The sequence below is a fragment of the Pseudomonas sp. B8(2017) genome (genome assembly GCF_002113575.1).
Classification (GTDB): domain Bacteria; phylum Pseudomonadota; class Gammaproteobacteria; order Pseudomonadales; family Pseudomonadaceae; genus Aquipseudomonas; species Aquipseudomonas putida_Z.
The window spans coordinates 106,206-120,096 of the sequence record NZ_NEIO01000014.1; the positions used below are offsets into that span (position 1 = coordinate 106,206).

The following is a 13,891-nucleotide window of genomic DNA, read 5'->3' on the forward strand; positions in this document are numbered from 1 at the left end:
TTCAAGGTGCCATTACCCCGATCAACGGTTACACCACCAGCGACAGCAACATGATGAAGATGATGCCGACGATCGACAGGATGGTCTCCATCATGCTCCAGGTCTTGAAGGTTTCCGCCACGGTCATGTTGAAGTACTGCTTCACCAGCCAGAAACCGGCGTCGTTGACATGGGACAGGATCAACGAGCCGGCGCCGGTGGCCAGCACCAGCAGCTCACGGTTGACCCCAGGCACCAGGTCGATCACCGGTGCGACGATGCCCGCGCCGGTGATGGTGGCGACCGTCGCGGAACCGGTGGCGATGCGGATTACCGCCGCTACCAGCCAGGCCAGCATGATCGGCGAAATCTCCGCCTGCACGGCCATCTGCCCGATCACGTTGCCCACGCCGGTGTCTACCAGCATCTGCTTGAAGCCGCCGCCGGCACCCACGATCAGCACGATCGCCGCGGTCGGTGCCAGGCTCTGGTCGAGCATCTTCATGATCTGCTGGCGGTTGAAACCACGGGCCGAGCCGAAGGTGTAGAAGGCCAGCAGCAGGGCAGCGAGCAGGGCGGTGATGGGGTGGCCGATCAGGTCCATCCACTGGCGCACGATGTGCTCGGCTGGCAGCACCACGTCGGCGAAGGTCTTCAGCAGCATCAGCACCACCGGCAGCAGCACGGTGACCAGGGTGATGGTGAAGCTCGGCAGGTTGCCCTGGTCGGACTCTTTGGCGATCTGGTCCATCAGCTCCTGGGACGGGGTGCCCGGGATGTAGCGGGAAATGAAGTTACCGAACAGCGGGCCGGCGATGATGGCGGTAGGCAGCGCCACGATCAGGCCATAGAAGATGGTCTTGCCGATGTCGGCATGGAAGATGCCGATCGCCAGCAGCGGGCCCGGGTGCGGGGGCACCAGGCCGTGCACCACCGACAGGCCGGCCAGCAGTGGAATGCCGATCTTGATCAGCGACACGCCGGAACGCCGGGCGACGATGAACACCAGCGGAATCAGCAGCACGAAGCCGATCTCGAAGAACAGCGGAATGCCCACCAGGAAGGCGGCGAACATCATCGCCCAGTGCACGTTCTTCTTGCCGAAGGCACGGATGAGGGTTTGCGCGATCTGGTCGGCCCCCCCGGAGTCGGCCATCAGCTTGCCAAGCATGGTGCCCAGGGCAAGCACGATGCCGACGAAGCCCAGCACGCCGCCAAAACCGTCCTGGAACGATTTCATGACCTTGGCCACCGGCATGCCGGAGGTCAGGCCAAGGAAGCCGGCCGCGATAGTCAGGGCGACGAAGGGGTGGACTTTGAAGTGGGTGATCAGCAGGATCAGCCCGACGATGGTAACCAGCGCGTCGAGCAGCAGGAAGGTATCAGTAGCCAGTCCGAACATGGTTTGAAGGCCTCGGTCTTATCGTTGTTTTGGCGTAGCTTTTTTGCAACTTTGCTTGCGCTTATGGGGCAGGGTAGCGCTGTCTTGGGTGGGCCGGGAAAGCCGCCAGGGTCAGGCGGTTTGTGCCAGGCCCGGCTCACCGCGGCCCTTTAGCCAGCTGTCCACCGCTTCGGCAAGCGCTTCGATGGGCTGGGTGGCGTCAAGCGCGATAGTCAGGGGTTCGCCGTGTGGCGCCTCGAGGGCAGCGAACTGGCTGTCGATGAGGCTCGCCGGCATGAAATGCCCGGGGCGGGCCAGCACGCGTTTTTCCGCCTCGGCGGGTGACAGCTCGAGGAACACGAACACCAGCCCGGGCATGGCATCGCGCAGGGAGTCGCGATAGCGGCGCTTGAGGGCCGAACAGGTCAGGATCGGACGTTCCCCGGCCTGGGTCGTGGCTTGCAGCTCCTGACCAAGACGCACCAGCCAGCCGGCACGGTCGCTGTCGTCCAGGGGGATGCCAGCGCTCATCTTGCGGATGTTTTCGGCAGGGTGGAAAGCGTCGCCTTCGATCAGGCGGCCGCCGCTTCGGGCGGCGATGGCAGCGCCGATGCAGCTTTTGCCGCAACCGGCCACGCCCATCACCACGATGGCGGACAGGGGAGAATTCATCAGTACCTCCTGCGGGTGAGATAGCGCTGTCTCGTCGTCGACGAACAGCCACCTCCCCGGTGTTATTGATCTTGTCCTTACGCAGTATGGACGCTTGGCGGCGAGCGCGCGGTGGCTGCTACCAAAGATTACATTGCCTGCGTCCTGAGACAGCGCTACCTTAGTGGCCGTTCCCTTTCCTTGCAAGTAGTAAAATTACAACATCCATGTCCCGCACCGGCTCCCGCACCACAGGTCGTCCCACCCTGGCAGAAGTTGCCAGGCTTTCCGGGGTTTCCCCGATTACCGCCTCGCGCGCCCTGCGTGGGGTCAGCACGGTTGCGCCGGAGCTGGTGGAAAAGGTCGTTGCTGCCGCGGCGAGCCTTGGCTACGTGGCCAACCCGGCGGCCCGTGCCCTGGCGTCGGCGCGCAGCCAGTCGGTGGTGGTGTTGATCCCGTCGCTGTCCAACCAGCTGTTCATCGATACGCTGGAAGCCATTCATGAGGTCATGCGCCCGCGCGGGCTCGAGGTGCTGATCGGCAACTATCACTACGATCTTGCCGAAGAAGAGAACCTGATCCGCAACTACCTGGCCTACCAGCCCTGCGGCATGCTGCTGACCGGTTTCGAGCGCAGCGAGGCATCGCGGCAGATGCTGGCGGCCAGTGGTGTGCCCTGTGTGCACATGATGGAACTGAATGGCGAGGCCGGGGCGTTGTCGGTCGGTTTCTCGCAGCAGCAGGCCGGGCGCGCCGCGGCCCGCCACCTGATCGAGCGCGGGCGCAAGCGCCTGGCGTTCATTGCCGCGCAGCTCGACCCGCGGGTGATGCAGCGTGCCGAAGGGTTCCGCCAGGCATTGGCCGAGGCCGGCTTGCAGGCGGCCGAGCTGGAAGTGCTGGCGCCGGAGCCTTCTTCCATTGCCCTGGGCAGCGCGTTGTTCAGCCAGCTGCTGCAACAGGCGCCAGATGTCGACGGTATCTTCTTCTGCAACGACGACCTGGCCCAGGGCGCGGTGCTGCAGGCATTGCGCCAAGGGGTGGAGGTGCCGCGGCAGGTGGCGATGGTCGGTTTCAACGACCTGCCGGCTTCGGCGCACATGGTGCCGCGGCTGACCTCGATTCGCACGCCTCGGGCCGCCGTGGGGCGCGGTGCTGCGCAGGCGTTGCTGGCGTTGCTCGATGGCAAGCGGGTGCCGAATGCGCAGCAGGACCTGGGCTTCGAGTTGATGGTGCGGGAGAGTTCCTGAGCCCGGGCGCTTGCCCATCCTGGTCAAGAAGCGCGCTCCGTACTATGAATGCATTAATTACAAGGTGATAGCACTGTGCTTGCATGGCGCTAACGGCGATCTATGCTCAGGACACCGCGCATACAGGAGCCCGGCGTCATGTTCGATTTCCACCGCAAGTCCGATCTGGTCGAGATCCAGCGCAGTCATGAGGCCTTGGCCAGCTTGCAGGCCAAGCTGGCGGCGATCAGCCGCTCCATGGCAATGATCGAGTTCACCCCCGACGGCACGATCCTCGATGCCAATGAGCGCTTCTGCCAGGCCATGGGCTACAGCGCCGAGGAGTTGCGCGGCAAGCACCACCGGCTGTTCTGCGACCCTGGCTACGCGAAAAGCGCCGAATACCAGCAACTGTGGCGTGAACTGGGGCAGGGCAAGGCCATCAGCGGTACCTTCGAGCGCATCGACAAGGCCGGCCGCGAAGTCTGGCTGGAAGCCAGCTACATGCCGGTACTGGACGAGCAGCTCCAGGTCACCAGCGTTATCAAGGTGGCATCCGACATCAGCCAGCGGGTGATGGAGGAGCACGAGAGCGAAAGCCTGCTCAAGGCCATCAGCCGCTCCATGGCGGTGATCGAATTCACCCCGCAAGGCCGGGTGATCAAGGCCAACCAGAACTTCCTCGACACCATGGGCTATCGCCTGGACGAGGTGGTCGGTCGCCATCACGGGCTGTTCTGCCTGGCGCATGAGCGCGAATCGGCCGAGTACCGCGAGTTCTGGGCATCGCTCAACCGCGGCGAGTACCACTCGCACCGTTTCGAGCGTGTCGACAAACATGGCCAGACGGTCTACCTGGAGGCCTCCTACAACCCGATCTTCGACAGCAAGGGCCGCTTGTACAAGGTAGTGAAGTTCGCCAGCGACATCACCCGCCAGGTCAGCACCCAGCAAAGCGCGGCCGATGCTGCCCATGCCAGTTCGGTACAGACCGATGCCTGCGCGCGCAAGGGCACCGAGGTGGTACAGCAGGCGGTACAGGTGATCGAGCAGATTTCCCATGAACTCAACGACGCGGCACGCAGTATCGATGCGGTGAGCAAGCAGTCGGATGTAATCGGGCAGATAGTGCTGACCATCCGTGGCATTGCCGACCAGACCAACCTGTTGGCTTTGAACGCAGCCATCGAGGCGGCCCGCGCCGGCGAGCACGGGCGCGGTTTTGCCGTGGTGGCCGACGAGGTGCGCAGCCTGGCGGCGCGAACCAGCAAGGCCACCGTGGAAATCGTCGACGTGGTGCGGCAGAACCACGACCTGTCGCTGTTGGCCGTGGCCAGCATGCAGTCAAGCCTGAAACGCACCGATCATGGCGTGGCGCTGGCCAATGAGGCCGGCACGGTGATCATGGAAATCCAGCAGGGTTCACGGCACGTGGTAAACGCCATCAGCCAGATCAGTTCGACGCTGCAATTGCATTGAGCGCATCGCCCAACTCGTCCAGCAGGGTCTCCAGGCTGGCCTGCAATTGCAGGCGCAGGTCAACCGTTGGCAGGCCTTGGCCGTGGGCCTGTTCGATGGCTTCGCAATCGTGGACCAGCGTGCGTACCTTGAGCATCTTCGCCCCGCCCTTGATCCGGTGAGCCAGGGCGCGCACAGCCTCGCCGGGCGCATCGGCTGCCAGTGCGCGCAAGGTCGCAAGGTCTTCGCTGACGCTTTGTGCCAGCTGTTCCAGCAGATTCCGCGTCAGCTGTTCGTCGTCCTGGGTCAGGTGCCGCAGTTCGCCAAGGTTGAACCCGCTGTCGCGGCGCGCTGGCGGCTGTTGCCGGGGGTGAGCGTGGGGCAGGTGGGCCTTGAGCGTACGCAGGCCAATGGGTTTGAACAGGCATTCGTCCATGCCGCTGGCCAGGCAGCGGGTACGCTCCTCGGCCTGGGCGTTGGCGGTGACGCCGAGAATGCGGCATGCCGCCAGGCCGCGTTCGCCCTCGAGGCTGCGGATGCGGCGGGTCAGTTCGTGGCCGTCCATGACCGGCATGCTGCAGTCGGTGATCACCAGGTCGAAGCGCGCTGCCTGCCAGCGTGCCAGCGCGATTTCCCCGTTCTCCGCCAGCGTCACCCGATGCCCCAGGGTATGCAGCTGCCGCTCCAGCAGCAGCAGGTTGGCGGGGTAGTCGTCGACCACCAGTATGTTCAGCGGGCCGCTGCTGCTTTCCAGCTCCGGGGCGTGCTGTTCGACCTGTACCGGTGCTGCGCACGCGGGCAGCCGCACGCAGACCTGCACCTTGGTACCTACGCCTTCGACGCTCTGCAGGTTCAAGGTGCCGCCCATCAACTCGGCCAGGGTGCGGCTGATGACCAGCCCCAGGCCGGCACCCTGGCGTGCCCGGGGGCCGTCGGCCTGGACGAAGGCATTGAACAGCCGGGCCTGGTCGGCTGGGCCGATGCCGATACCGGTGTCTCGCACATTCAGTTCCACTGCCAGGCTGTCATTGTCAGCGGGTGAGAGCAGCAGGCTGGCCTGGACTTCGCCGCGGTCGGTGAACTTGATGGCGTTGCTGATCAGGTTGGACAAGACTTGCTTGAGGCGCAGCGGATCAGCCAGTACCCAGACCGGCGCAGCGGGCAGCTCGCTGTGCAAGTGCAGGCCTTTGGCCCGTGCATTGCCTTCGAACACCCGTACGGTGGCGCGTACCAGTTCGACCAGGTTGGTGGGCACCGGCTGCAGGGTGATGTGCCCGGATTCGATGCGGGAAATGTCGAGAATATCGCCAATCAGCTCAAGCAGGCCGATGGCCGAATCGTGGGCGGTCTGCAAGGTCTGGGTGTCGCAACGGCCACCGCGGCTGTCTTCCAGGGCCAACTCCAGCAGGCCGATCACGGCATTCATCGGGGTACGGATTTCATGGCTCATGGTGGCCAGGAAGGTGCTTTTGGTCTGGCTGGCCTGTTCGGCGTCGTCCTTGGCCTGGCGCAGTTGCTCGAGCAGGCCGCGGCTGAGCGCCAGCTGCGCTTGCAGGGCATGCTGGGCCTCGGTGCGCTGGTTGATCAGCTTGCGCAGATAGCTGTTCCAGAACACCACCCCGGCCAGCAGCAAGGCCGACAGCACCAGCACCTGCAAGGCCAGGGTGCGGTAGTCGCGCCAAGGGCTGTCACTGACCAGGGTGGTGGTGCGCCAGCGGTTGATCAACTGGTCCAGCTCTTCGGGTGGAATGCTCAGCAGCGCCTTGTCGAGGATTGCCTGCAACTGCGGCTGGTCGGCGGCCACGGCGAAGGCGGCGATGGCCGGGTCGTCGTCGAGCACGCTGGCAATGCGCAGGCGGTCCTTGAACACATGGCTGATGTAGTAGGCGGCATTGATATGGCTGCTCAAGGCGACGTCGGCGGCACCGTTGGCCACGGCTTCCATCAGGCCGAGCGGGTTGTCCACTTCGACCATCCTGGCCTGCGGGTAGCGTTGTTGCAGCACGGCCCGTTGCGGCGAGCCGCGCACCAGGGCGATGCGCAGGCCATCCAGCGCCATGGCCTGCGCCGGTAATGCATTGTCGCCACGGGTGACCAGCACCCGCGGGCTGACCAGGTAGGGGCGGGTATAGCGCAGTTGTTTCGAACGGTCCGCGCTATAGCCCAATGCGCCGATCATCTGCGCATCACCGCGCGCCAGGCGCTCGACCATTGCCTGCGCCGACGGGCTTTCGACCGGCTTGAAATGCAGCCCTGTGCGCAGCGAGATCTGCTTGAGCAGGTCGAGGGTAATGCCGCTGGGGCGGTGCTGGGCGTCGTTGAAGGTCAGCGGCGCCAGCGATGTGTTGACCAGCACGCTGATGCTGGGGTTGGCAGCGATCCAGGCTTCTTCTTCGGCGGTCAGGGCGGTGAGGTGGCGTTGCAGCAGCAGGCTGGTGTTGCCACTGCTCCAGCGGCGCAGGATGTTCAGGCGTTCGCTTTCGCTGATGCGCGCCAGCGCCTTGTCGACCAACTGTTGCAGGCGCGGGTTGTCACTGGCCAGGGCAAAGGCAAACGCCCCGGGGGCAACCTGGCAGAAGTGGTCGATCTTCAGTGTGCCCTGGTAACTCTTGCCAATCGCGAAGTCGGTACTGATGGCATCGCCCAGGTAGGCGTCGGCCTCGCCCAGTTCGACGGCGGCCAGCCCGGCCAGCGTCGAGCGATACAGGCTCAGTTGCGCCTTGGGGTACAGGCTACGGACGCTGCTGGCCGGCAGGTAATGATCGACCATGGCCAGGCGCAGGCCGGCGAGGTCGGGGGTGTTCTTCAGGCTGTGCCCCTCGCGGGTGACGATGACCGGCAGGTCGTCGGCGTAGCTCGCACTGAGGCTGAGCTGTGCATCCGCTGCCTCGAAGGCATTGGAGCTGCCCAGCAGGTCGATACGGCCGTCGCGTAGCGCAGCGATGGCTTCGTGGCGGCTGTCGTAGCGTCGTACTTCGATGGTGGTGCCCAGCTGTTCAGCGATGATGCCTGCGTAATCGGCGCTGAGGCCTTCATAGTCGCGCTGGCTGATATTGATTTCCAGCGGTGGGTAGTCGGGCCGCGAGCTGCCAAGCACCAGGTGCTGGCGTTGCTGGAGCCATTGCCGCTCTTCGCTGGACAGCGCCAGCGGGGCGGCGGCGCTGACCGAGCGTGCCAGCAACTGGCGGGGTTCGCTGTTGGCCAGCAGCGCGCCGGAACTGGCCAGGCCGATGACCAGAAGGGCGCTTGCCAGCAGGCGCTTCATTGCCACCGAGCGCTCAATAGACGCTGTTGCGCTTGGCCAGGTCGACCATCTCAACCAGCGATTCGGTCTTGAGCTTTTCCATGATGCGGCCCCGGTAGGTGCTGATGGTCTTGGCACTGAGGTTCATGCAGGTGCCGATATTCTTGTTGTTCTCGCCGCGCGCCAGGCGTCGCAGCACTTCCATTTCCCGGTTGGACAGGCTCGCAAGGCGCACCGGCTCGCTTTCCAGCGAGTTGCTGTTGACCGACATCTGCGGAAAGGTCGAGTAGCCCTTGACCAGGGCCTTCAGGGCAAACAGCAACGCTTCGTGGTCTTCTTCCTTGGTGACGAAAGCGCCGATGCCGGCATCCAGACAGCGCCGCACATACAGGTCGGTGGCCTGACCGGTCAGCACCATGATCTTGGGCGCCGGCTCCAGGCATTGCAGGCGCTTGATCACTTCCATGCCATCCAGGCCGGGCAGGCCGATGTCGAGAATCACCACGTCCGGGCGCAGGTCGCGGGCTACTTGCGCCACTTCGCTGCCATTGGCGACCTCGCCGACGACACGGAAGCGCTCGCGTTCGAGCAACATGCGCAAGGACAACCGGACGATGGGGTGGTCGTCGACGATCAGCACGGTAGTCATGAAGAAAACTCCTGTCAGGATGTGGTCCGCTTCCTGGATCACTCAGGAATACGTCTGCAAGTGGGGTTATCGGAAGCGCTGCACGATACGACCATTCCCGAAATTTGGTAATGCCGAGTATAGAAGTGTTGAAAGTCTCCGCACTTGTTGTTGAAAAGTCCTACAAAAAATAGGAAAGACATCACCCTGGCAAAGCGGCGATGTCTGTTTTTTTGAATGTTTTGAAGTAGATCACGCGCAGGCGGAGTGTGCTTTGCTCACGCGCTGGGTCGAGGCAGGGTTGTTGGCCAGCGCCCGGCCGACCCGTGTCGGGCGTGCCACCAACTGGCCGGTGCAGTTCGGGCAGCGGCCCTGGAAACGGGTTTCGGCGCAGGTACGGCAGAAGGTGCATTCGAAGGAGCAGATCAGCGCATCGGGGCTGTCACCCGGCAGGTCGGTATCGCAGCACTCGCAGTTTGGGCGTAGGTCCAGCATGGGCATGACTCCTGTTTGCAGGCGGGAAACCGGAGTCTGCTACGCCCGTGGCGAACCTGGCAATGCTCAGTCGCCAGGGCGATACAGGTGGGCGTGCCCGGCGCGGTACAAGGCCGATTCGGCAAACGGTGTGTCGCCCAGAACATGGCCCACCAGGATCAGCGCCGTGCGTCGGAAGCCCTTGGCCGCGACGCGTTCGACGATATCGCCGAGGGTGCCGCGCACCCAGTCCTGATCCGGCCAGGTGGCGCGATGCACCACCGCCACCGGGCAGTGCGCGCCGTAGTGCGGCAGCAGTTCTTCGACGATACGCGACAGGTGCTTCACCCCCAGGTGGATCGCCAGGGTGCTGCCATGGCGCGCCAGGTCGCCAAGTTGCTCGCCGGGCGGCATCGGCGAACTGTCGCCATAGCGGGTAAGGATAACGGTCTGCGCTACCTGGGGCAGGGTCAGTTCGCAGCCGAGCAGGGCGGCGCTGGCCGCCGTGGCGGTGACCCCGGGAATGATCTGGTAATCGATGCCCAGCGCCTGCAGATGGCGGATCTGCTCGCCGATGGCGCCGTACAGGCTGGGATCGCCACTGTGTACCCGGGCCACATCCAGGCCTTGCTCATGCGCACTGCGCATGGCGGCAATGATCTGCTCCAGGTGCAGTTCGGCGCTGTTGATCACGGTCTCGGCCTGGTGGCCCTCGAGCACGGCGGCCGGCACCAGCGAACCGGCATAGATGATCACCGGGCACTGGCGGATCAGCCGTTGGCCCTTGATTGTGATCAGTTCCGGGTCGCCGGGGCCGGCGCCGATGAAGTAGACCGTCATGGAAAGTCCTTGCAGGAAAGAGGGGGAAACGTTCAACAGGCCAGGGCGAGGGTAGCCGGGCCCAGTACCTGGCGCGTCAGCAGCAACCTGGCCGCGCCGAGCCGCTGGCTGGCCAGGGCCAGTGCCGCGCTCTCCGCCACGCCCCAGCAGCCGCAGTGGGCATGGGCAGCGGCGGAGCGGTGGCTGAGCTGGAGTTCGTAGGGTTGCAACTGCGCGGTATCGTACAACACCAAGGGCACGCCGAGGCGTTCGGCCAGTTGCTGCAAGCCGGGTTCGTCGGCCTTCAGGCTGATGCTGGCGATACCGTGCAGGTCGGCCAACGCCAGGCTCTGGTTGGCCAAGGCCTGGCGTAGCAAGGTTTCCAGCGTGTCCGCCGGGCAACCCCGGCGGCAGCCGAAGCCGGCGTAAAAGGCAGGCATCAGGCCTGGCTGGAGCGCCGGAACAGCCAGGCGCTGAGCAGGCCCAGGGCCAGCCAGAAGGCGGCGTTGGTCAGCCAGGAGGCCACTTTGAACTGGGTTTCCAGTGCGGCGGGGGCCAGGCTCTCGTGCACCTCGGGTTGCGGCGCACCGATCACATGGGGAATGACCAGCAGCACGGCGCCCAGCGCCTTCAGCAACCAGTGGCGGGCGAACACCAGCAGGGCAAGGCCCAGCGCGGTGGCGCTGGCGGTGCCGATCCACCAGGCCTGGCGTTGCCCCAGGTCGGCGGCTGCAGTACCTGGCAGTTCCGGCGGCAGGCCCAGGGTCGGGGCCAGGCAGAACACGGCGAAGCCGGCCAGGCCCCACAGTGCGCCGGTGCCGGCACGCTTGGGTTCGCGCAGGCTGTACAGGGCGGTGAGGATCAGGGCGAAGCCGACCGCGACCACCAGGTTGCCGCCAGTGGTGGACAGCACCCGCTGCCAGCCATCTTCCGGCGACCAGGCTTCGGCGCTGTGTTCATGGGCGGCCACTTCGCCGGCATGCTCGTGCTGGGCGACCGGGGCCGAGGATTCGTAGGTTTCTGCCTCGAGGATCAGCGGGGCGACCCAGAAGCTTTGCAGCAAGGTCAGCAGCAAGGCCGCCAGCAACCCGCTGAAGCCCGCGGTACGGGCAATGCGTGTGATCATCAGGCGTACTCAGTGGCAGGGGAAGGCGGCGCTGTGGCGGGTGTCGTGGGCGGCGTTGTGCACGGCCTCGATGTGCGAGAAGCCGGCGAAATACACCAGGCACAGGCCCAGCAGGCTGGCGCCGACGGCGATGACGACACGCTGGCTGAGGGTGACGGGGGTGGTGATGCTGTGTTGCTTGGCGCTGGTGACGGGCATGACGCGTTCCTCTGCTTTTTGTGGGCAACGGGCAAGCGCGGCAGCCCCGAGCGTGGCAGCCCAGGGGAATGCAACAGCGCCCGCCCACCGCGGGGTGTTCATGAACGCCAGGCCGGTCTCCGGGCTTGCGAGGAGGAGCCAGGCTCCTGGAAGGCGTCACCTTCCCATGCCGGGTGACCGGGCACAGTGGTACAGACGCTTCGCTCGCTTACCGTTGCGGGGGCAGCACCGGCCTTGTCCGGCCCTGCTGGAGGGCCTGTGACGCACCGGTTTCCCGTTTCACCCCCATCGGGGGCACCTGAACGCGAGGCATAAGGAGACCATGGGGCGGGGCTGCCGTCAATTGCCAGAATCGAGTTTGCGGGCGCTGCGGGTACTCTGTGGGAGCGGCTGAGTTATGTGCAAAGAGAGCGGGCTTGCCCTTATGCCGGTCAGATAACGTTTGCCGGCTTTATTGGGGCTGCTTTGCAGCCCTTCGCGGGCTTGCCCGCTCCCACAGGTTTAGCGCTAGGCTCAGAAAATACGCGGTTCCTGTGGGAGCGGGCAAGCCCGCGAAGGGCCGCAAAGCGGCCCCGGTCAGCCCCGGGCAAACGCCGCCAGTTTCTCCCCATCCAGCCGGTAGCGCACCCACTCATCCTGTGCTTCGGCGCCCAGCTTCTGATAAAAGCCGATCGCCGGCTCGTTCCAGTCCAGCACGCTCCATTCCAGCCGCCCACAATCATTCGCCACCGCTTCGCGGGCAATATGCTGCAGCAATTGCCGCCCGGCACCGTCGCCGCGCTGCTCGGGCGTTATGTACAGGTCTTCCAGGTAGATGCCGTTGCGCCCGAGCCAGGTCGAGTAGCTGTAGAAATACACGGCAAAGCCGATTGCCCGGCCATCGCGCTCGCAAATCAGGCTGTGCACGGTGCTGCCCTCGCCAAAAAGGCTGCGCTCGATATCGGCAACGCTCGCGATCACCTCGTGGCGAGCGCGTTCGTACTCGGCCAGTTCGGTGATGAAGGCCAGGATCTGCTCGGCATCGGCGCGAACGGCAGGGCGAATGGTAAGGCTCATGGTGACGGCTTCCTTGGTCTGGTGGTTGCGGTACAGCGATGTGTATCTACACAATTTAGTGAAACTGTATCGGTCGCAGAGGAGGGCGACTCCGTTAGTGTGACAGCACCCATAAAGAATGTGGAATGCCTGCCATGCTTGCCTCTGCCGACCTGCTCACCGCCTTCGTGCTGTTTGCCTTCGTGTCCTCCATCACCCCTGGCCCCAACAACACCATGCTGCTGGCCTCGGGCGTCAACTTCGGTGTGCGCCGCTCCATCCCGCACGCCATGGGCATCAGCGTCGGTTTCATGGTAATGGTACTGGCCGTTGGCCTGGGCCTGGGCGAGGTGTTCAAGGCCTGGCCGCCGCTGTACACGGTACTGCGCTACACCGGCGCCGCCTACCTGCTTTACCTCGCCTGGAAGATCGCCACCTCCGGGCCGGTCGGCACAGCCTCGTCCAGTGCCCGCAAACCGCTGGGCTTCTGGGGAGCGGCGGCGTTCCAGTGGGTCAACCCCAAGGCCTGGGTGATGGCAGTCGGTGCAATCACCACCTACACGCCGGCGCAAGGCTATGTGACCAACGTCATTGTCATTGCCGCCTTGTTTGCCCTGGTCAACCTGCCCAGCGTGGGGGTGTGGGTGATGTTCGGCAGCGCCCTGCGCAACCTGTTGCAGAACCCGCGCTGGCTGATGCTGTTCAATGTCCTGATGGCCTTGTTGCTGGTGATTTCACTGTACCCGCTGCTGTTTGTAGAATCGGCGTTTTCCTGACCCCGCGAGTACAGCAAGCCGATGCAGTTGATCCCCTGGTCCCACGAATGCGCCGAAGGCTTCACCCTGCGTGGCTGGCGAACCCCGGCCAGTGGCAAGCCGCTGCTGCATTTTCTGCACGGCAACGGCTTCTGCTGCCTGACCTACCAGCCATTGCTGATGCGCCTGGGCGAACATTTCGACCTGTGGCTCAGCGATGTCCAGGGCCATGGTGACAGTGACCATGGCGGGGTGTTTCGTGGCTGGAACCGCACCGCTGCGCTGGCGGTGGAGGCTTTCGCAGCCGGGCGGGGCGAGTATGGCGACGTACCGCGCTTTGCCGTCGGGCACAGTTTCGGTGGCGTGCTCACCGGCCTGATCCTGGCCAGTGAACCGCAACTGTTCACGCGTGCCGTGCTGCTCGACCCGGTACTGTTCAGCCGGCGCATGCTGGGTGTGATGGGGGTGGCAGCCCTGGTCGGCTTGCATCAGCGTCACGCCCTGGCGCGCAAGGCCGCCAGCCGTCGCAGCCACTGGCCCGACCGCGAGGCAGCCCTGGCTTCGCTGCATGGGCGGGGTATCTTCAAGGGGTGGACCGATGCGGCGCTGCGGGCCTACGTCGAGCATGCCATCGGCGACTGTGGCGAAGCGGTGGTGCTCAAGTGCCGGCCCAGCCGCGAAGTGGAAATCTTCAGTTCCTTCCCCAAGCGCATGTGGGCAAGCCTGACGGCGATCCGCACGCCCACGCGGGTGCTGTACGGCGAGCACACCTACCCCTTCGTGCCCCATTCGGTGAACCGCCTGGCGGCGCTCAACCCTCAGGTGACCGCCAGGCAGGTTGCAGGTGGGCATTGTTTCATGCAGGAAGACCCGGTCATTGCTGCCGAACAGGTGCTCGGTTTCTTGCAAGGTTGACT

13 protein-coding genes, 2 pseudogenes and 1 riboswitch are annotated in these 13,891 nt (G+C 64.8%); of the genes and pseudogenes, 5 read left to right on the plus strand and 10 right to left on the minus strand.

Features of this window, described 5'->3' with window-relative positions:
* Positions 1-28 precede the first annotated feature (28 nt).
* Positions 29-1,381, minus strand: coding sequence for a GntP family permease (locus CAG22_RS19285; protein WP_015270532.1), 1,353 nt, complete (start codon positions 1,379-1,381; stop codon positions 29-31).
* A gap of 111 nt (positions 1,382-1,492) precedes the next feature.
* Entirely contained in the window at positions 1,493-2,032 is a 540-nt protein-coding gene (locus tag CAG22_RS19290) for a gluconokinase (RefSeq protein WP_085664749.1), read from the minus strand.
* A 206-nt stretch (positions 2,033-2,238) separates the two neighbouring features.
* Here CAG22_RS19290 and CAG22_RS19295 point away from each other — a divergent pair, with 206 nt between their 5' ends.
* The 3 genes and pseudogenes from CAG22_RS19295 to CAG22_RS29020 form a co-directional block, all read left to right on the plus strand.
* The gene (locus CAG22_RS19295) at positions 2,239-3,258 is read left to right on the plus strand and encodes a LacI family DNA-binding transcriptional regulator (protein WP_025339312.1); all 1,020 of its coding nucleotides are present in this window, start codon (positions 2,239-2,241) and stop codon (positions 3,256-3,258) included.
* Between the two features lie 237 nt (positions 3,259-3,495).
* Positions 3,496-4,179, plus strand: a pseudogene (locus CAG22_RS29015) (PAS domain-containing protein); the annotation flags it as partial.
* Positions 4,180-4,290: 111 nt separating this feature from the next.
* A pseudogene (locus tag CAG22_RS29020) lies at positions 4,291-4,716 on the plus strand (methyl-accepting chemotaxis protein); the annotation flags it as partial.
* Here the strand turns inward: CAG22_RS29020 and CAG22_RS19305 are convergent.
* From CAG22_RS19305 to CAG22_RS19340, 8 genes are all read right to left on the minus strand, one after another.
* Positions 4,691-7,960, minus strand: coding sequence for a transporter substrate-binding domain-containing protein (locus CAG22_RS19305; protein ID WP_085705975.1), 3,270 nt, complete (start codon positions 7,958-7,960; stop codon positions 4,691-4,693). The pseudogene CAG22_RS29020 and the gene CAG22_RS19305 overlap by 26 nt on opposite strands.
* Before the next feature lie 13 nt (positions 7,961-7,973).
* The gene (locus tag CAG22_RS19310) at positions 7,974-8,588 is read right to left on the minus strand and encodes a response regulator transcription factor (RefSeq protein WP_085692500.1); all 615 of its coding nucleotides are present in this window, start codon (positions 8,586-8,588) and stop codon (positions 7,974-7,976) included.
* Between the two features lie 231 nt (positions 8,589-8,819).
* The gene (locus tag CAG22_RS19315) at positions 8,820-9,062 is read right to left on the minus strand and encodes a DUF1272 domain-containing protein (RefSeq protein ID WP_085705976.1); all 243 of its coding nucleotides are present in this window, start codon (positions 9,060-9,062) and stop codon (positions 8,820-8,822) included.
* 66 nt (positions 9,063-9,128) lie between these two features.
* Positions 9,129-9,881: a precorrin-4 C(11)-methyltransferase gene (gene cobM / locus CAG22_RS19320; protein WP_085615512.1), complete on the minus strand. Its 753-nt coding sequence runs from the start codon at positions 9,879-9,881 to the stop codon at positions 9,129-9,131.
* A 32-nt stretch (positions 9,882-9,913) separates the two neighbouring features.
* The gene (locus tag CAG22_RS19325; RefSeq protein ID WP_085588552.1) at positions 9,914-10,300 is read right to left on the minus strand and encodes a cobalamin biosynthesis protein; all 387 of its coding nucleotides are present in this window, start codon (positions 10,298-10,300) and stop codon (positions 9,914-9,916) included.
* On the minus strand, positions 10,300-10,986 hold the full coding sequence (locus CAG22_RS19330) for a CbtA family protein (protein WP_075045338.1): 687 nt from the start codon (positions 10,984-10,986) through the stop codon (positions 10,300-10,302). The genes CAG22_RS19325 and CAG22_RS19330 overlap by 1 nt, the downstream gene beginning before the upstream one ends.
* A 9-nt stretch (positions 10,987-10,995) precedes the next feature.
* Entirely contained in the window at positions 10,996-11,184 is a 189-nt protein-coding gene (locus tag CAG22_RS19335; protein WP_025339304.1) for a CbtB domain-containing protein, read from the minus strand.
* 92 nt (positions 11,185-11,276) lie between these two features.
* A riboswitch (cobalamin riboswitch) is annotated at positions 11,277-11,501 on the minus strand.
* A 259-nt stretch (positions 11,502-11,760) separates the two neighbouring features.
* Positions 11,761-12,240 carry a GNAT family N-acetyltransferase gene (locus CAG22_RS19340; protein ID WP_085588556.1) on the minus strand — a complete coding sequence of 160 codons (480 nt, stop codon included), beginning with the start codon at positions 12,238-12,240 and terminating at the stop codon, positions 11,761-11,763.
* A 125-nt stretch (positions 12,241-12,365) separates the two neighbouring features.
* On the opposite strand from CAG22_RS19340, the gene CAG22_RS19345 reads away from it, so the two are divergent.
* Both CAG22_RS19345 and CAG22_RS19350 read left to right on the plus strand, forming a co-directional pair.
* Complete coding sequence (locus CAG22_RS19345; RefSeq protein ID WP_025339302.1) at positions 12,366-12,995, plus strand: LysE family translocator; 630 nt, start codon at positions 12,366-12,368, stop codon at positions 12,993-12,995.
* Positions 12,996-13,016: 21 nt separating this feature from the next.
* Complete coding sequence (locus tag CAG22_RS19350) at positions 13,017-13,889, plus strand: alpha/beta fold hydrolase (protein WP_085705977.1); 873 nt, start codon at positions 13,017-13,019, stop codon at positions 13,887-13,889.
* Positions 13,890-13,891: the final 2 nt, after the last annotated feature.